The sequence below is a fragment of the Pseudomonas sp. GW821-FHT02A11 genome (assembly GCF_059421985.1).
In genome coordinates this window covers 77,356-94,586 of record NZ_JBWKWB010000021.1, presented here as the reverse complement: position 1 = coordinate 94,586, position 17,231 = coordinate 77,356, and the positions used below count along the sequence as shown (strand labels likewise).

The 17,231-nt window shown below is 61.4% G+C and carries 20 protein-coding genes; 8 read left to right on the top strand and 12 right to left on the bottom strand.

Annotated elements, in window-relative coordinates; all coding sequences use genetic code 11:
- The 6 genes from rluB to AC07V9_RS23440 form a co-directional block, all read right to left on the bottom strand.
- The coding region (gene rluB, locus AC07V9_RS23465) for a 23S rRNA pseudouridine(2605) synthase RluB (RefSeq protein WP_495018025.1) at positions 1–930 on the bottom strand (930 nt) is incomplete at its 3' end.
- A gap of 185 nt (positions 931–1,115) precedes the next feature.
- Entirely contained in the window at positions 1,116–1,304 is a 189-nt protein-coding gene (locus AC07V9_RS23460; protein WP_495018024.1) for a DUF1289 domain-containing protein, read from the bottom strand.
- 174 nt (positions 1,305–1,478) lie between these two features.
- Entirely contained in the window at positions 1,479–2,270 is a 792-nt protein-coding gene (gene scpB, locus AC07V9_RS23455) for an SMC-Scp complex subunit ScpB (RefSeq protein WP_495018023.1), read from the bottom strand.
- 42 nt (positions 2,271–2,312) lie between these two features.
- On the bottom strand, positions 2,313–3,131 hold the full coding sequence (locus tag AC07V9_RS23450) for a segregation and condensation protein A (protein ID WP_495018022.1): 819 nt from the start codon (positions 3,129–3,131) through the stop codon (positions 2,313–2,315).
- Positions 3,128–3,760, bottom strand: coding sequence for an L-threonylcarbamoyladenylate synthase (locus tag AC07V9_RS23445; protein ID WP_495018021.1), 633 nt, complete (start codon positions 3,758–3,760; stop codon positions 3,128–3,130). The genes AC07V9_RS23450 and AC07V9_RS23445 overlap by 4 nt, the downstream gene beginning before the upstream one ends.
- 13 nt (positions 3,761–3,773) lie before the next feature.
- A complete protein-coding gene (locus tag AC07V9_RS23440) occupies positions 3,774–4,634 on the bottom strand; it encodes a PHP domain-containing protein (protein ID WP_495018020.1) in 861 nt (286 codons plus the stop codon).
- Positions 4,635–4,699: 65 nt separating this feature from the next.
- On the opposite strand from AC07V9_RS23440, the gene AC07V9_RS23435 reads away from it, so the two are divergent.
- The 6 genes from AC07V9_RS23435 (at position 4,700) to AC07V9_RS23410 (ending at position 8,996) form a co-directional block, all read left to right on the top strand.
- Positions 4,700–5,308, top strand: coding sequence for a septation protein A (locus AC07V9_RS23435; RefSeq protein ID WP_495018019.1), 609 nt, complete (start codon positions 4,700–4,702; stop codon positions 5,306–5,308).
- Between the two features lies 1 nt (position 5,309).
- Positions 5,310–5,609: a YciI family protein gene (locus AC07V9_RS23430; protein ID WP_495018018.1), complete on the top strand. Its 300-nt coding sequence runs from the start codon at positions 5,310–5,312 to the stop codon at positions 5,607–5,609.
- Positions 5,610–5,758: 149 nt separating this feature from the next.
- On the top strand, positions 5,759–6,178 hold the full coding sequence (locus AC07V9_RS23425) for an SH3 domain-containing protein (RefSeq protein WP_495018017.1): 420 nt from the start codon (positions 5,759–5,761) through the stop codon (positions 6,176–6,178).
- Positions 6,179–6,185: 7 nt separating this feature from the next.
- Positions 6,186–6,863, top strand: coding sequence for a response regulator transcription factor (locus AC07V9_RS23420; RefSeq protein ID WP_495018016.1), 678 nt, complete (start codon positions 6,186–6,188; stop codon positions 6,861–6,863).
- Positions 6,864–7,127: 264 nt separating this feature from the next.
- Positions 7,128–7,571, top strand: a complete 444-nt coding sequence (locus tag AC07V9_RS23415; RefSeq protein WP_495018015.1) for an LTXXQ domain protein — start codon at positions 7,128–7,130, stop codon at positions 7,569–7,571.
- Positions 7,572–7,664: 93 nt separating this feature from the next.
- Entirely contained in the window at positions 7,665–8,996 is a 1,332-nt protein-coding gene (locus tag AC07V9_RS23410; RefSeq protein WP_495018014.1) for a sensor histidine kinase, read from the top strand.
- Positions 8,997–9,130: 134 nt separating this feature from the next.
- Here AC07V9_RS23410 and AC07V9_RS23405 read toward each other — a convergent pair whose 3' ends face one another.
- Positions 9,131–9,691: a nitroreductase family protein gene (locus AC07V9_RS23405; RefSeq protein WP_495018013.1), complete on the bottom strand. Its 561-nt coding sequence runs from the start codon at positions 9,689–9,691 to the stop codon at positions 9,131–9,133.
- Between the two features lie 174 nt (positions 9,692–9,865).
- Here AC07V9_RS23405 and AC07V9_RS23400 point away from each other — a divergent pair, with 174 nt between their 5' ends.
- Positions 9,866–11,320, top strand: coding sequence for a TrkH family potassium uptake protein (locus AC07V9_RS23400; protein ID WP_495018012.1), 1,455 nt, complete (start codon positions 9,866–9,868; stop codon positions 11,318–11,320).
- A 19-nt stretch (positions 11,321–11,339) separates the two neighbouring features.
- Here AC07V9_RS23400 and AC07V9_RS23395 read toward each other — a convergent pair whose 3' ends face one another.
- Positions 11,340–12,347 (bottom strand): AraC family transcriptional regulator, encoded by a 1,008-nt coding sequence (locus AC07V9_RS23395; protein ID WP_495018011.1) that lies wholly within the window; start codon positions 12,345–12,347, stop codon positions 11,340–11,342.
- A gap of 136 nt (positions 12,348–12,483) precedes the next feature.
- Between AC07V9_RS23395 and AC07V9_RS23390 the strand changes: the two genes are divergently transcribed.
- Positions 12,484–12,795, top strand: coding sequence for an Mpo1-like protein (locus tag AC07V9_RS23390; RefSeq protein WP_495018010.1), 312 nt, complete (start codon positions 12,484–12,486; stop codon positions 12,793–12,795).
- Positions 12,796–12,847: 52 nt separating this feature from the next.
- On the opposite strand, the gene AC07V9_RS23385 is transcribed toward AC07V9_RS23390, so the two are convergent.
- The 4 genes from AC07V9_RS23385 to AC07V9_RS23370 form a co-directional block, all read right to left on the bottom strand.
- Positions 12,848–13,663 (bottom strand): UDP-2,3-diacylglucosamine diphosphatase, encoded by an 816-nt coding sequence (locus AC07V9_RS23385; protein WP_495018009.1) that lies wholly within the window; start codon positions 13,661–13,663, stop codon positions 12,848–12,850.
- A 214-nt stretch (positions 13,664–13,877) separates the two neighbouring features.
- Positions 13,878–14,186 carry an Rdx family protein gene (locus AC07V9_RS23380; protein WP_495018008.1) on the bottom strand — a complete coding sequence of 103 codons (309 nt, stop codon included), beginning with the start codon at positions 14,184–14,186 and terminating at the stop codon, positions 13,878–13,880.
- Positions 14,187–14,189: 3 nt separating this feature from the next.
- On the bottom strand, positions 14,190–16,460 hold the full coding sequence (locus AC07V9_RS23375) for a FimV/HubP family polar landmark protein (RefSeq protein WP_495018007.1): 2,271 nt from the start codon (positions 16,458–16,460) through the stop codon (positions 14,190–14,192).
- Between the two features lie 124 nt (positions 16,461–16,584).
- Entirely contained in the window at positions 16,585–17,019 is a 435-nt protein-coding gene (locus AC07V9_RS23370; RefSeq protein WP_495018006.1) for a MarR family transcriptional regulator, read from the bottom strand.
- Between the last annotated feature and the right edge of the window lie 212 nt (positions 17,020–17,231).

The following is a 17,231-nucleotide window of genomic DNA, read 5'->3' as shown; positions in this document are numbered from 1 at the left end:
CGGTTCGCGCGGCGCGCGCTCGGTCGGCGCCGCATCCTTGGCCGGACGCAGCTGACGCACGCGCTCGCCTTTGCCCAACGGACGCGAAGACTGACGCTGCAGACGCTCCAGCTTGTCCTTGGTCTTGGCGTTCATTTGCGGCATGGCCACAGGCTTGAGCCCCACTTCGGCGCTGAGGATGTCGACTTCCTGCTGACTCATTTCGCGCCAGCGGCCCATCGGCAGGTCGGAGTTCAGGAACACCGGACCGAAACGCACACGCTTCAGGCGGCTGACCACCAGGCCCTGGGATTCCCACAGGCGACGTACTTCGCGGTTACGGCCTTCCATCACCACGCAGTGATACCAATGGTTGAAGCCTTCACCGCCCGGCGCTTGCTGGATGTCGGTGAAGCGCGCCGGACCGTCTTCGAGGATCACACCGTTCTTCAGACGCAGCAGCATGTCGTCGTCGACTTCGCCACGTACACGCACGGCGTATTCGCGGTCCATTTCGAACGACGGGTGCATCAGGCGGTTGGCCAGCTCACCGTCGGTGGTGAACATCAGAAGACCTGTGGTGTTGATGTCCAGACGCCCGATGTTGATCCAGCGGCCTTCTTTGGGGCGCGGCAGGCGATCGAACACCGTCGGACGGCCTTCCGGATCGTCACGGGTGCAGATTTCGCCGTCTGGCTTGTTGTACATGATGACGCGACGGACCGTTTCGGCCGCTTCTTCGCGGCGGATGACGCGACCGTCAACGGTGATGGCGTCATGCAGATCGACGCGCTGGCCCAGGCTTGCCTGAACGCCGTTGACCTTGATGCGGCCTTCCCCGATCCAGGCCTCGACGTCACGGCGCGAGCCAACGCCAATGCGCGCCAGCACCTTTTGCAGTTTTTCGCCTGCTGGGCCGATCTCTTTGTCCTGCTTGTCTTGTTCACTCATCTGGGCACCTCCCGGTGTGTCGAATCAGGCCGTGCGCGAGTGGGCACGGCCTGTTGCCCTGCTCTCTGGACAAGAGCGTCGGGCTGAAACTGGAAACGTTCTGGCGAGTGTGGATCGCCAAAAGGTCGCGAATCATACGCGCATGGCGCGCGTTGCGCATCAGAGAGTAGATGAAATCCCCAGACTCATTTCTTTTTCCGCCGACTGGACGGCGTAAGCTTTACAAGACGCATGGCCGATTCAGCGAGCACCGAGCGCTTTTCGCTCTTGTCCATTTTCTTCCAGGACTTGATCTCGCGCTTGCTGCGCCCGCAACCGATGCAGATGTCATCGTCGAATTTGCAGATGCTGATGCAGGGGTCTTTGGTGCTCATGGGCTGGCCTGAATCTCTGAGGATGCCGCGGTGAAAACTGGTGGGAGCGAATTCATTCGCGAGAGGACGATCCAGTCGATACAGCCAGGCCGTCATGGCCCACGTCTCGCGAATGAATTCGCTCCCACCGAGTTGTGGCTCGGCATGGAATCGGGATGTTTTCACAATCGACGGCTAGCGGGGATCTTCGTCATCCGCAGGCGCGTCTTCCAATTCAGACGCTTTATCGCCCTCATCGAGCAATAAATCGTCGAAATCAATTTTCAGGCCCTCTTCCATGGTGTCCAACTCGGCGAGCAGGCTGCGGAAGCTCGTCTCGTCCCGGGGCGCCTCAGGCTCCGCGTCCGGGTCCTGCTCAAGACTTGCATCGGCCAAGGCCTGCAAATGCGCAGGCACCGGGGCGTCATCGAAATCGAGTACGGGTTCTGCTTCCATTTCCCGCAGATCCGCCAGAGGCGGCAGTTCATCCAGGCTCTTGAGGTTGAAGTGATCGAGGAACGCCTTGGTGGTGGCGAACATCGCCGGTTTGCCTGGCACGTCGCGGTAGCCGACGATCCTGATCCACTCGCGCTCAAGCAAGGTCTTGACGATGTTGCTGTTGACCGCCACGCCGCGCACGTCTTCGATTTCGCCACGGGTGATGGGCTGGCGGTAGGCAATCAGCGCCATGGTTTCCAGCAAGGCGCGGGAATAGCGCTGCGGGCGTTCTTCCCACAGACGGCCGACCCAGGGCGCGAATTTTTCGCGAATCTGCAGGCGATAGCCGGTGGCGACTTCCTTAAGCTCGAAGGCGCGGTTGTCGCAGGACTTGCTGAGCAGCGTCAGGGCTTTCTTGAAGACCGCAGGTTCCGGGCGCTCGCCCTCTTCGAACAGCTCATAGAGCCGATCAAGGGATTGTGGCTTGCCGGAGGCCAGCAGAAAGGCTTCGAGCAGGGGCGCGAGTTCACGGGGTTCGTTCAGGTTCATCGATCAGAGCTCTTTGATTCGGCGCCCGCGTGCGAGCATTTTCTATTCGGCTCGTGCGCGCACATGAATGACAGCGAACGGTTCGTTCTGCACCAGCTCGACCAGCTGCTCCTTGACCAGCTCCAGCACCGCCATGAAAGTCACGACCACGCCCAGCCTTCCCTCCTCGGCTGTGAACAGCTCGGCGAACGGCACGAAACCCGCGCCTTTGAGGCGCTCCAGCACGTCGCTCATGCGCTCGCGGGTGGACAGCGTCTCGCGGCTGATCTGGTGGCTTTCGAACAGGTCGCCACGGCGCAGCACTTCAGCCATGGACACCAGCAGTTCCTCCAGCGCCACGTCCGGCAACAGTTTGCGGGCGCGGGCCTCAGGGGCGTCGAGTTTGGGCACGATCACATCGCGACCGACGCGGCTCAAGGTATCGATGCCTTCGGCGGCGGCCTTGAAGCGCTCGTACTCCTGCAGACGGCGAATCAGCTCGGCGCGGGGGTCGTCTTCTTCCGCTTCGGCGACGTCGGAGCGCGGCAGCAGCATGCGCGACTTGATCTCGGCCAGCATGGCGGCCATCACCAGGTATTCGGCGGCCAGCTCAAGACGCACGGTTTTCATCAGCTCGACATAGCCCATGTACTGGCGCGTAATCTCTGCCACGGGGATGTCGAGGATGTCTATGTTCTGTTTGCGGATCAGGTACAGCAGCAAATCCAGCGGGCCTTCGAACGCTTCGAGGAACACTTCCAGCGCGTCCGGCGGGATGTACAGGTCGATCGGCAGCTGCGTGACGGCCTGGCCATAGACCAGCGCAAACGGCAGCTCCTGCTGAGCGTCGGTCTGAGGGTCCAGTGTCTGGGCGTCGGTCACTCGACTTCGACCCCGAACGGCGTCGGGTCGCCACAGCCCACGCGCACCACTTGCGGCTCGCCTTCGGACAGGTTGACCACGGTGGAGGCCGATACCCCGCCGTGGCCCGCGTCGATGATCAGGTCGACCTGATGTTCGAGGATTTCGCGCATTTCATGAGGGTCGCTCATCGGCAGGGTTTCGCCGGGCATGATCAGGCTCACGCTCATCAGCGGCTCGCCCAGCTCTTGCAACAGCGCCTGCGCCACCGGATGGCGCGGCACACGCAGGCCGATGGTGCGGCGCTTGGGGTGCAGTACCAGGCGCGGCACTTCGCGGGTGGCGTTGAGGATGAAGGTATACGGCCCCGGCGTGTGGGCCTTGAGCTCGCGGAAGGCTGCGGTGTCGACCTTGGCAAACAGCCCCAGTTGCGAAAGATCGCAGCACATCAGGGTGAAGTTGTGCTTGTCGTCCAGCTGGCGCAGGCGGCGAATGCGCTCGACGGCGCCTTTATCGCCCATCTGGCACCCCAGCGCGTAGGACGAATCGGTGGGATAGACCACCAGCCCCCCACGCTTGATGATGTCCACGGCCTGCTTTATCAGGCGCGCCTGCGGGTTTTCCGGGTGGACCTGGAAAAATTGACTCACGGTATTTTCCTGTTCAGACGGCAGTAGGCTGGTCATGTTTGAATCGACGCCACAAGGGCGGCAAATCCTCCGGCAGTGGACGATAGACACCAATCTCGGACCAGGCACCGGGGGCGTGGAAGTCGCTGCCAGCAGTCACCAGCAAGCCAAACTCCCGGGCCAGAATGGCCAGGCTGCCCACCTGATCGGCAGGCTGCAGGCCGTTGACCACTTCGATCGCCTGGCCGCCCGCCTGAAGGAAATCGGCGACCAGCTTGCGACGTTTACTGCGGGTGAAATCATAATGCCATGGGTGGGCAAGGCTGACCCAGGCGTTGGCGGCGCGCAAGGTGGCGACGGTGTCTTCCAGCGTCGGCCAGTGTTGCTTGACGTCGCCCAGCTTGCCCGCGCCCAGCCATTTACGAAACGCTTCGGCGCGATCCTTCACGAAACCTTCATTGACCAGAAAGTCTGCGAAATGCGGTCTGGCCGGGGCATTGCCACTGTCGCCCAAGGCCTGCTGCACGGCGCGGGCACCTTCCAGCGCACCCGGCATACCTTTCATCGCCAATTTGCGACTGATTTCTTCAGCGCGCAGCCAGCGACCGCTGTGCAATTGCTCAATGGCGTCGAGCAAGGGCCTTGCATCGACATCAAAACCGTAGCCCAGAATATGGATGGTGGCACCACCCCAGGTGCAGGACAGTTCGATGCCGTTGATCAGCTGCATGTGCAGCGCAAGGGCCGCCGCGCGGGCTTCTTCGAGGCCTTCGATGGTGTCGTGGTCGGTCAGCGCGAGCACCCGCACACCGTTCTCGAAGGCACGGGCAACAAGTGCCGCGGGCGCAAGCGCGCCGTCGGAGGCGGTACTGTGGCAGTGCAGATCGACATTCATAGGGGCGCTTTCGCAGTCATTGATGTTTGTTATTATGCCGTCACATCCAGCTTCTGGCTCTTACTGTGAAACAATTCATCGATTTCATCCCGCTTATCCTGTTTTTCATCGTCTACAAAATCAGCCCCCAAGCCGTCGATATCCTGGGCCACAGCTTCATGGTAGGCGGGATTTTCAGCGCCACCGCGATGCTGATCGCCAGTTCCATCGTGGTCTACGGCATCCTTTATGTGCGTCAGGGCAAGCTTGAGAAAAGCCAGTGGCTGACCCTCGTCGCGTGCCTGGTGTTCGGCAGTCTGACCCTGGCCTTCCACAGCGAGACTTTCCTCAAATGGAAAGCGCCGGTGGTCAACTGGCTGTTCGCGCTGATCTTCGCCGGCAGCCACTTCATCGGTGATCGCCTGCTGATCCAGCGCATCATGGGTCACGCGCTGACGCTGCCCCAAGCCATCTGGGTCAAGCTGAACATCGCCTGGATCGTGTTCTTCCTGTTCTGCGGCGCGGCCAACCTTTACGTAGCCTTCACCTACCAGGATTTCTGGGTCGACTTCAAAGTCTTCGGCAGCCTGGGCATGACCCTGATTTTCCTGATCGGCCAGGGCATCTTCCTGGCGCGTCACATTCACGATGCCGACGCATCGACCGAGCCTTCAACAAAAAAGACCGAGGACTGACATGCTCTACGCAATCGTGGCAACGGACGTCGCCAACTCGCTGGAAAAACGCCTGCAAGCGCGCCCTGCGCACCTGGAACGCCTGACCGCTCTGAATAACCAAGGCCGTGTCGTCCTGGCCGGCCCGCTGCCTGCCATCGACAGCAACGATCCGGGCCCTGCGGGTTTCACCGGCAGCCTGATCGTCGCCGAGTTCGAGTCGCTCAATGCCGCTCAGGCCTGGGCTGACGCCGATCCGTACATCAAGGCCGGTGTCTACGATCACGTGGTGGTCAAGCCGTTCAAGCAAGTCCTGCCGTAACGCTGCACCTGGCCCGGTCTCGCCGTGAGACCGGGTTCGCGTCACGCTGCCCTGACTGCTCATTATTCGCATCCCTGTGCCGATACCCTGCCAAATGCCCAATAAAGCCGGTGCGCTGTTCGGTGCCGCGAGAAAAGTCAGGAGTTCAGATGCGTCCACGTGTGTGGTGTGTGCTGGCGGCCACCTTGGTCGTTGCGGCAACCAGTTTCGATGTTCAGGCCGATGAATCCACCGACTCGATCAGCCATGCGCTGCCCTTGCCGAGCACGGCCAGTCAGTTGACCGACCTGCGCCAGCGTCTGGCCGACAGCGAAAAGCAGCGCGAAGAATTGACCCGGCAATTGCACAATGCCGACGCCGAACGCGAAAGTATTCAAGTCGGACGCCTGCGTCAGGAGAACCAAAGGCTTAAACTGCAGCTCAAAGAAGCTCAATCAGCGATGCCCGCGCGCATCCTGACCGAGCAACAACAATGGTTCGTCACGGGGGGCGGCGTTGCAATGCTGGCCCTGCTGTGCGGTATCTTTGCCAGCGGCTGGCGTAGACAGCGTCGGCAATGGCTAAATTGAGTGAGTCATGAGCGAGCTGTTACTTATTGATGACGACCAGGAGCTGTGTGAGCTCCTGAGCAGTTGGTTGAGCCAGGAAGGTTTTCTGGTGCGGGCCTGCCACGACGGCCAGAGCGCCCGCAAGGCCCTTGCCGAATCGGCCCCGGCTGCCGTGGTACTGGACGTGATGCTGCCCGATGGCAGCGGTCTGGAACTGCTCAAGCAATTGCGCACCGATCACCCCGAGTTGCCCGTACTGATGCTGTCGGCCCGTGGCGAGCCGCTGGACCGCATTCTCGGTCTGGAACTGGGCGCTGACGATTACCTGGCCAAACCGTGCGATCCGCGCGAGCTGACGGCCCGTCTGCGTGCCGTATTGCGTCGCAGCCACCCGACTGCCGTGTCGAGCCAGATCGAGCTGGGGGACCTGTGTTTCAGCCCGGCCCGCGGTGTAGTCACCATCGACGATCAGGAATTTACGCTGACCGTTTCCGAGGCACGCCTGCTCGAAGCCCTGCTGGGTCAGCCCGGCGAGCCGCTGGAGAAACAGGAGCTGGCGCAACTGGCGCTGGGCCGCAAGCTGACGCTGTACGATCGCAGTCTGGACATGCACGTCAGCAATCTGCGCAAGAAGATCGGCCCCCATGCCGATGGCCGCCCGCGGATCGTGGCGTTGCGCAGTCGCGGTTATTACTACGCGGTTTAACAGACGACGCGGATTGACCTGTGGGAGCGAATTCATTCGCGAGAGTGAGGTACCTCCCAGGCATCTCTAGCGGATGGACGATTGTCTCGCGAATGAATTCGCTCCCACAGATAACGCCGCCGTACCAGCCGCCATTCGGGAATGTCAGCTCCATGACAAACCCTCTTTACCCAAGCTTTACCCACGCCTGACCTCGCTTGACCTTGATCTCCCTAAACTGGCCACAACCGGCACAGAGCCGGATTCGAGACAAGGAGATTCACCATGCGTAAGACTCTGATGGCTTTGATGTTCGCTGCTGCCCTGCCAACCGTTGCGATGGCGACCCCTGCCGATGGCGGCCACATGGGCGGTCCTGGCGGCCCAGGCTTTGACGGTCCTGGCATGCATCACCGCAAAGGTCCGTTCGACAAGCTGAACCTGACTCCTGAACAGCGCCAGGCCGTCGGCAAACTGATGGGCGAGCAATGGCACAGCCGTTCCGAGATCACCCAAAAGTACCTGGCCAAACTCTCGCCTGCCGATCAAAAGGCGATGAAAGACGAGTTCGCCGCAAAGCGGGCCAAGACCCAGGCTGACATTCGCGCCATGCTGACCCCCGATCAGCAGAAGACCTTCGACCAGATCCAGAAGGATCGTGAACAGCGTCGCGCCGACCGTGCCGAGTTCGAGGCCTGGAAAGCGCAAAAAGCGCAGAAAACCCAGTAACTGCTGCTGGCGCGGCATTACACTCTGTAACCCGACACGCTCTCCCCGGCGTGTCGGGCTTTTTTCATTGAGGGGCAGGGTCGAGGGCTTCACGTGCGTTCATTGTTTTGGCGAATTCTGGCGAGCTTCTGGCTTGCCATCGCGTTGGTGGCGGGTTTGTCGATCCTGTTGGGGCACATGCTCAATCAGGATGCCTGGATCCTCAGTCGCCATCCCGGCCTGCACAACCTGCCGGAAAAATGGACCACGCTTTACGAAAACCAAGGCGAGGACGCTGCGCAGGATTACCTGCAGAACCTCAAGCGCAAATACCACATCGACGTCCAGGTGCTGAACGACAGTGGCGAGGCCGTGATTCCCGGCACTTTCCCGCCCCGCGCGGCAGCGTTCGAAGCGCGCCAGCAAAAGGATGACGAGCGCCCCTTGCCCTGGCGCCGCCTGACCACCGAATACACCAGCCCCAAAAGCAGCGAAACCTATCTGCTGATCTACCGCATTCCGCACCCGGAACTGGACGCCTGGCACCGGCAGAGCCTGATGTGGCCGCTCAGTGCGCTGGGCATCGCGCTGGTCGTGCTGACGCTGTTCAGTCTGCTGGTCACCCTGTCGATCACCCGCCCGCTGAGCCGTCTGCGCGGCGCCGTGCATGACCTGGGGCAAACCACCTATCAACAGAACAGCCTCGCGCAACTGGCCAACCGTCGCGACGAATTTGGCGTGCTGGCCAACGACTTCAACCGCATGGGCGCACGTTTGCAGAGCCTGATCAGCAGCCAGCGGCAATTGCTGCGTGACGTCTCTCATGAACTGCGCTCCCCCTTGGCGCGACTGCGCATCGCGTTGGCCTTGGCCGAACGCGCCGAGCCTGCGGAGCGGGAGAAACTCTGGCCAAGGCTGACCCGCGAATGCGACCGGCTGGAGGAGTTGATCAGTGAGATCCTGGCGCTGGCGCGACTGGATGCCGACATCGGAAGCGCAACGCCCATCGACCTGCCGGGTTTGCTTAATCATCTGAAAGCCGAGACTGAAATGAGCAGTATCGAACAGACCGTAGCGGTGCAATTGCAGCCGGGAATTGAGCTGCAGGGCTGGCCCAACGTGCTGGAACGCGCGCTGGACAACCTGCTGCGCAATGCCTTGCGCTTCAACCCGGCCGGTCAGCCCATCGAGTTGACCGCACAGAATGGCGATCAGGGCCTGCGCATCAGCGTGCGCGATCATGGGCCGGGGGTCAGCGAAGAGCATTTGGCGCAATTGGGAGAGCCGTTCTACCGCGCGCCGAATCAGACCGCTCCGGGTTACGGTCTGGGCCTGGCCATCGCCAAACGCGCCGCTGAAAAGCACGGCGGCCATCTGCTGTTCGAGAATCATCCAGAGGGCGGGTTCGTGGCCAGCATCGTCGTTCCACGGGAGACCACGACCTAGCCTCGATCTTCCCTGTGGGAGCGAATTCATTCGCGATGCGGTGGTCCAGCCGACGAAGATGTATCGGATGTCCGGGCCCCTCGCGAATGAATTCGCTCCCACAGGATCGCATTCCGCCTGCTACGCCCCCGACATCAGCCCTGCCACGACGTCACGAACTCCGCCACATCCGGCTTGGCGGCTTCACGGGGTGGGTTCTGGGGTGTGCCCAGGTACAGGAACGCGACGACTTCCTCATCGGCCGCCAGCCCCAGCCCTTTGGCCACGTAAGGCGAGTAAGACAGCTCGCCCGTGCGCCACACCGCGCCGACGCCCAGCGCGTAGGCGGCCAGCAACACGCCATGGGCGGCACAGCCGGCGGTGATGAGCTGTTCTTGCTTGGGCACCTTGAAGTGATCGCTCAGTTTGGCGATGACCACGACCACCAATGGCGCACGCAATGGGCCCAGTCGTGCTTTCTCCAACGCTTTCTCGTCCGCACCGCCACCGTTTTCGATCAGCGACTGGGCCAGCAGCTGGCCCATGCGATTGCGCGCCTCGCCTTCCACGGTCAGAAAACGATACGGCCGCAGCCCGCCATGGTCGGGGGCACGCAAGGCCGCGCCAAAGAGGATTTCGCGCTGGGCGGCATCGGGTGCCGGCTCGACCAGCCGAGGGACAGACACGCGATTGAGCAGTGCATCGAGCGCTTCCATTGAATCGTCTCCTGAAATTTGATGGGGCATTGTAGTGCCGCGAACGCGTTCTTGAACTTCAATTACGGTGAACGCGGCAATTACTTACAAGACTCTCGGAAAGGGCTCAGGTTTACACGGTTTTACCCACAGGTAGAATGTGCGGCTTTCCACCCCACCAATCAGAGCGACTGCATGGCGTTGCCGACCCTCCGTATCATTGGTTTCATCATCGGCATCTTCCTCATCACCCTGGCCATTGCCATGGTCGTGCCCATGGCGACCCTGCTGATCTTTCATCGCACCGGCGACATGCCGTCGTTCCTCTGGTCGAGCATGATCACCTTCATCGCAGGGCTGGCGCTGGTGGGTCAGGGTCGCCCGGAACACGTGCACCTGCGCCCCCGTGACATGTACCTGCTGACCGTCAGCAGCTGGGTGATCGTCTGTGTATTCGCCGCACTGCCCTTTCTGCTGACCCAGCACATCAGCTACACCGACTCGTTCTTCGAGAGCATGTCAGGCATTACCGCCACCGGCTCCACGGTGTTGAGCGGGCTGGACAGCATGTCGCCGGGTATTCTGATCTGGCGCTCGCTGCTGCACTGGCTGGGGGGCATCGGCTTCATCGGGATGGCGGTAGCGATCCTGCCGCTGCTGCGCATCGGCGGCATGCGCCTGTTCCAGACCGAATCCTCGGACCGCTCCGAGAAGGTCATGCCACGCTCGCACATGGTGGCCAAATTCATCGTGCTGGTGTACGTCGGCTTTACCGTCATCGGCAGCCTGGCGTTCTGGTGGGCGGGCATGAGCCTGTTCGATGCGATCAACCACGCGATGTCGGCGATTTCCACGGGTGGCTTTTCCACTTCCGACCTGTCTTTGGCCAAGTGGCCGCAACCGGCGGTGCACTGGGTGGCCATCGTGATGATGATCCTCGGCAGCCTGCCCTTCACCCTGTACGTCGCGACCCTACGCGGCCATCGCAAGGCGCTGATCAAAGATCAACAGGTGCAAGGCTTCATCGGCCTGTTGCTGGTGACCTGGCTGCTGATGACGCTCTGGTATTGGGCCACCACCGACCTGCCTTGGTACGACGCCCTGCGACATGTGGCGCTGAACGTCACCTCGGTCGTCACCACCACAGGGTTTGCCCTGGGTGACTACAGCCTGTGGGGCAACTTCGCGCTGATGTTTTTCTTCTACATCGGCTTCATCGGCGGCTGCTCAGGCTCGACCGCCGGCGGGGTGAAAGTGTTTCGCTTCCAGGTGGCGTACATCCTCCTCAAGGCCAACCTCAACCAGCTGATCCACCCGCGGGCGGTGATCAAGCAGAAGTACAACGGCCATCGGCTGGACGACGAAATCGTGCGTTCGATCCTGACGTTTTCATTCTTTTTTACCTTCACCATTTGCCTGATCGCCTTGCTGCTGTCGCTGTTGGGCCTGGACTGGATGACCGCCCTGACCGGCGCGGCCAGTACAGTGTCCGGGGTGGGGCCAGGCCTTGGCGAAACCATCGGCCCGGCAGGCAATTTCGCGACCCTGCCGGACGCGGCGAAGTGGATTCTTTCGGTGGGAATGCTGTTAGGCAGGCTGGAAATCATCACCGTGCTGGTGCTGTGCATCCCGGCGTTCTGGCGGCATTGATCTACAGAGGCATCAGCGCTCACTCGATCGATTTTCTGATCCGATACTCCCCCGGCGTCTCGTCGAACCAGCGCCGGAACGCGCGGAAGAAATTACTCGGATCGGCAAACCCCAACAGGTACGCAATCTCCAGCAAGGTCATCTGCGGCTGGGCCAGATACTGCTCGGCCAGCTCTCGGCGGGTGTCGTCGAGCAGGGTCTGAAAGCTGGTGCCCTCCTCCTGCAAGCGACGCTGCAAGGTGCGCTGGGACAGGTGCAGGCTCTGCGCCACGGCCTCGCGCTTGGGCTCGCCCTGGGGCAACAAGCGACACAACACTTGGCGAGCCTGATGGGTCACGCGGTTGCTGGCAAAGCGGGCCAGGAACTCCCCGGCGAAACGATCATGCAGCTTGGCCATCGCCTCGTCGGCGGTGGGCAGCGGCGCTTCCATGTCGGCGCGCTCGAACACCAGGGCGTCGTAAGGCGCGTTGAAGGTCAGCGGCGCATGGAAGAATTTCTTGTAGGGCTCGACATTCCGGGGGGTATCACCCTGGATCAACACCTGACGCGGGTGCAGCGGTCGGCCCGTGAGCCAACCGCAGAACGCCAAAGCGAAGGCCAGTGAGGCTTCGGCGCTTTGTCGTGTGGGAGGGAGCAGATCGCCATGCACCGTCAGGATCAGCGCATAGCCTTCGGGCAGCAGTTTGAGACTCAGATCGGCGCTGTCGGCGATGATGCGTTGATACCGCACCAGCCGCTCGAAGCCTTCTTTCAGGGTGCGGCTGGACATCAGCGCGTAACCGGCCACGCTGAACGATGCAGGCCTCACCACCCTGGCCATGTTCAGCCCTACTGCCGGGTTGCCGGACAACTCCACCGCCCGTTGCCAAAGCCGGGTCATGGAGTCCTGTGGAAAACGGGCGTCAGGGTTCTCGAGATCGGCGTACACCAACCCCAGTTCCTTGAACAGCGTGCGACAATCCAGACCATCCATTTCAAGGGACTTGACGATCCCCATCGCCCAGCTTGAAGAAGTCGTTTTTTCCATGGCCACGTCTTCTTGCTCCAGTCAGGCGCCCCCTGCGACTGATAGCCGAAGGATACTACGTTGGCACCCATTGTCACTGGTCAGCAGCGGCACTCGGCTAAACTGAGGACGTGCAGAACAACAAGAGAGGCATGCAGTGGATAACGTCAAAACCTTCGCGCACTTCGCTGACTTCTACCCCTATTACCTGCAGGAACACCGCGACAGCACCTGCCGTCGCCTGCATTTCGTCGGCACCACGCTGGTCATCCTGATCGCGGCGACCGCTCTGCTCAGCGCCAACTGGCTATTGCTGTGGGTCTTGCCGCTGGCGGGCTACACCTTCGCCTGGGTGGGTCATTTCTTTTTCGAAAAAAATCGCCCGGCCACCTTCAAGCATCCGTTCTACAGCCTGCTGGGCGATTTCGTGATGTACAAGGACATGCTGACGGGCAAGGTGCCGTTCTGATAACGGCCTATCCACAGAACTTATGCCCCTGTGGATGAACCGCTCTGCGCTTTCAAACCGTCTCCGCGGCCGGTTGCACCTGCAGGCTCTTGGCTTTCACGCGGGCGTCGGCCAGCTTGTACAGCTCGATGGTGCCGTCCCAGTGCTCGATCAGCGCGGTGCAGGATTCGACCCAGTCCCCGCAATTGAGGTATTGCACACCGCCCACCTGCCGGATCTCCGCATGGTGAATATGCCCGCACACCACGCCGTCCAGGCCACGCTTCACACACTCGTGGGCGATGGCTTCTTCGAAGTCACTAATGAAGTTCACCGCTGTTTTGACCTTGTGCTTGAGGTACGCCGACAGCGACCAATAACCCTTGCCGTATTTGGCGCGCCAGTGATTCAGCCAGCGGTTGAGGGTCAGGGTGAATTCGTAGGCCGAGTCGCCGAGGAACGCCAGCCAGCGGTGATAACGGGTGATGACGTCGAACTGATCGCCATGGATGACCAACAGGCGACGGCCGTCGGCGGTGACATGCTCGGCTTCGTCCACCAGCTGGATGTTGCCCAGGATCAGTCTGGAGTAGCGGCGCAAAAATTCGTCATGATTGCCGGTGACGTAGATCACCTCGGTGCCGCGTTTGCTCATGGTCAGCAAGCGGCGAATGACGTTGGTGTGCGCTTGAGGCCAGTACATGCCGCCGCGCAGTTTCCAGCCGTCGATAATATCGCCGACCAGATAAATCCTGTCGGCGTGATACTGCTTGAGAAAGGCGCACAGATGCTCGGCCTGACAATCCCGCGTTCCCAGGTGAACGTCTGAAATCCACAAGGTCCGGACACGTTGTTTACGACTGGGCTTCACGTTCTCGGCAATGCTCATGGACAGCCTCCGCTCGGTTTTAAGCAAGGGTGGACCGGGCCGGTGAAGTGAACGTGACGAGCAGATGGAAATTTGATGACACAGCCGGATGTCAGATGAACCGCGCCCTCCCTTGGGGGAGCGACTTCATTCGCATTGGGGTTTTATGCCTGATGGACCTTTGTCGGACAGAGGCTTTGCGTTTGCCGACAGCGAGAATTCTATCGACGGCCTGTCAGCTGTCCAGCCCGCTGCTGGAGTCGTTGCCGCGATCGTTATGGCCGAGGTCGCGATCCGGATCGATCCGGTCGCGAACCCGCTGTTTCAATACCTTGGCCTCGGGAAAGCCACCGTCGGCCTTGCGCTCCCATATCTGCACGTCATCGCAGGTGATGATGAACACGCCGCCGGTGCCCGGCACCAACGAGACCTTGCCCAAATCGTCACCAAAGGTGCTGAGCAGCTCCTGGGCCAGCCACGCCGCACGCAACAGCCATTGGCACTGCGTGCAGTAAGTGATGGTGATTTCGGCCTTGGCGTTCATCGATCAACCCAGCCCTGCCAGCAAATCGCGGGCAGTTTGCCGCGGGCCGTCATCGGATTCGTCGATCACTTCCTGCAACAGACGGCGGGCTTCTTCGAGGTTGCCATCGTCAATCAACACCTGCGCTTCGTTGATCTTGCTCAGGGGCGCGTCGTCCAGATCCATCAGGTCGAATTCGGTGTCGTCGGTCATGAAGCTGTCGAGGAAGGCATCGTCCAGCAAGTCGCTGTCGCTCTGGGCAATGGACTCGGGCGCCGGTTCGAATTCGATCTGTGGCGCTTGCTCTTCTTCAGCAAAATCACTGAGGAATTGCTCGTCGGGCATCTCGAAGACTTCAGGCAACTGCTTGAGGTCGGAGGCGAACGTTGGGTCCACTTCAGGCTCGGCAGGCACATCGGGTTTACGCGGTGCAGGGGCGCTGTCGAACGGGTCGACCAGATCCCAGTCCGCGTCCATGGACAGATCATCCAGGTTGAGCTGGAAGTCATCGACAGGCTCGGGATTGAGGGCTGCCGCTGCGTTCTCGTCCAGTTGCGCCGGTGGTTTCTCTGCGGCGGCGGCTGCAATGGCTGCTGCGGCAACGGCAGCGCCTGCCACCACGGCCGGTGCGACAGAAGTCGCTGGGGCCACTGGCGCAGGCTCGGTCTTGAGTTTTGGGTAACGGGCACGGATCTCGGCCAGCTTGTCAGGCTCGATGCCGTGGGCCAGCAGCACCTTCTCTTCCTGATCGAAACCTTCGACATCGCCTTGCTCGCCGAGCAACTCCAGGATGCGCATGCGCACATCGGTTCGTTGAGGCTGCTTGTCCAGTGCCTCGCGCAGAATGGCCAAGGCCTCGGCGAAACGGCCATAAGCGATGTAGATGCTCGCGCCGTCCAGAGCATCGGTTGCGGCGCCCGCCAGACGCTGCCCTGCTGGCGCAGCAGTGGACGATGTGGCCGCAGCCGGGCGTGGCGTCACCGCCGGCACTTCGAACACCGGCGTCACGGTGGCCTGGGCTGGCTTGATGATCGGCTCCACCGGTTGCAACGGTTCGGCGTGCAATGCCTGCTGGTTCTTGATGCGGTTGCGACGTACCGACCAGGCCAGTGCCAGCAGCAGGAGCACCAACAGCAGGCCGGCGATGATTGTCGTCCACGGCAGATCGTCAGCTTGTGGCGGAGCAACCGGAGCAGGCACTGCGACCGGCGCTGGCGCAGGCGCGGCAGGCTCGGACTTCTGGACCGGGGCATTGGCCGGGGCAGGCGCAGGAGCCGGTCGAGCGGCCAAGGCCTTCATTTCGGCCAACTGTGTTTGCAGCTCAATGATCTGTTTGTCTTTGTCCGACTCATCAGCGGTGATCTGCTGGACCTGCCCTTTCAACGCCTCGACGGACTTGGACAGCTGCTGGTTTTCCATCGCAGTCGCGGTCAATTGCTCAGCGCCGTTGGCAGCGGTCGGAGCGGGCTGCGGTGCGAGTGTCGAGGCTGACGTCGTGGGCGGAGTCGCAGTGGAAGCTGGCGCCGCAGCCTTGGGCTCGGTGGCATTGTCAGGCAACAGCAGGCTTTGCCCCACCTTCAACTGGCTGCGTTCACCGTTGGGGAACGCTTGCGGGTTGAGTGCCTGAATGCCGCTGATCAACTCGGCGGACGTCGCCTTGCTGCCTGGCGTTTGAATCTGTCGGGCGATGCCGGCCAGGGTGTCGCCAGACACAACAGTGTAATGCTTGCCCTGAACCGCTTTGGGCGGAGCGACGGGCAGGCGCGACTGATCATTCTTGCTGGCCGATGCTGGGGATTGCGTGCGGCTGCGGGTGGCGGCCAGACCGTTAGGCGAATTCGGCGGATCCAACAGCACAGTGTATTCGCGCAGCTGATCGCCATTGGGGCGCGACAGCCGCACCAGAAAATCCATGTAGGGCTCGGTGACCGCCTTGTGCGACTCGACATGCACCACAGCCCGGCTGCCGCGAATGACCGGCGTGAAGCGCAGGTCATTGAGGAAGAACACCCGCTCGACGCCCGCCTTGGAGAACGCTTCTGCCGAGGCGAGGGTGACGACGATCTCCTCAGGGGTGAGACCGCCCGCCTCGATCAACTCGATGTCGGCATTGAATGGCTGCCCCAACGCCGAATGCAGGCTGATTTCCCCCAGCCCCAGCGCTGCCGCCATGGAGCTGTGTAGCATGGACGCCGAGGCGACGGCCAACGCCAGCAACCCCGTGCGAAGACCCGAATGAACGCGAAACGATCCGTGACTCCCGCGCCGACTACCGGCCTGAAAACTCTTCAGCATGCGAACCCTTATGAGGCAGGCTTCCCTGCGAATATCGTGGTGTGGACTGATGCAGTATGGCTGCAAATAGAACAGGATGTTTCGGCAGGTTCAACGTATTTATGGATGGCGCAGGGCCATGACCTCAGGATTTTTCCAGATTGCCCAGAATTGTCGAGTGAACGCGCATGCAAACCCGCAGATCAGCTTCGTCGATCCCCTCGAACAGTTCATGGCGCAGCGCAGTGGCGATGGTCTCGATTTTCTCGATCAGAGGCTTGGCGGTGTCGCACAGCAGGATCTTCTTCGCCCGACGGTCTTCAACCACGGCCTGTCGGCTCACCAGCCCCTGATTCTCCAGGCTGTCCAGCAAACGCGCCAGGGTCGGGCCTTCAACGCCCACGCTTTGCGCGAGCTCACGTTGCGTTGGCGGCTCTTTGAAACGTGCCAGGTGCAACAAAACCAGCCAACGGGCCTGGGACAGACCCAGGTCGGCCAGACGACGATCAAGCTCGGCACGCCAGCCCCGGGACAGGTTGGCCAGCTGCATGCCAAAGCGGTGCTCTTCAGTTAACGGCATAGGTAACTCAACGGTTAAAAGCGATTCCTAATTAATAGGCAGCTAACCATGGAGCCCTTGACGAGGCAAGGGGCGCGGCGTGGTGTTTCGTCGCACAGGGGCGGGATAGACCGGAGAGCGGCGCATTTGGCTTGGTGGCGGCAGCACCTGACGGATCGCAAATCCTGTGGGAGCGAATTTATTCGCGAGACGTCGGTACATCCAACCCAAAG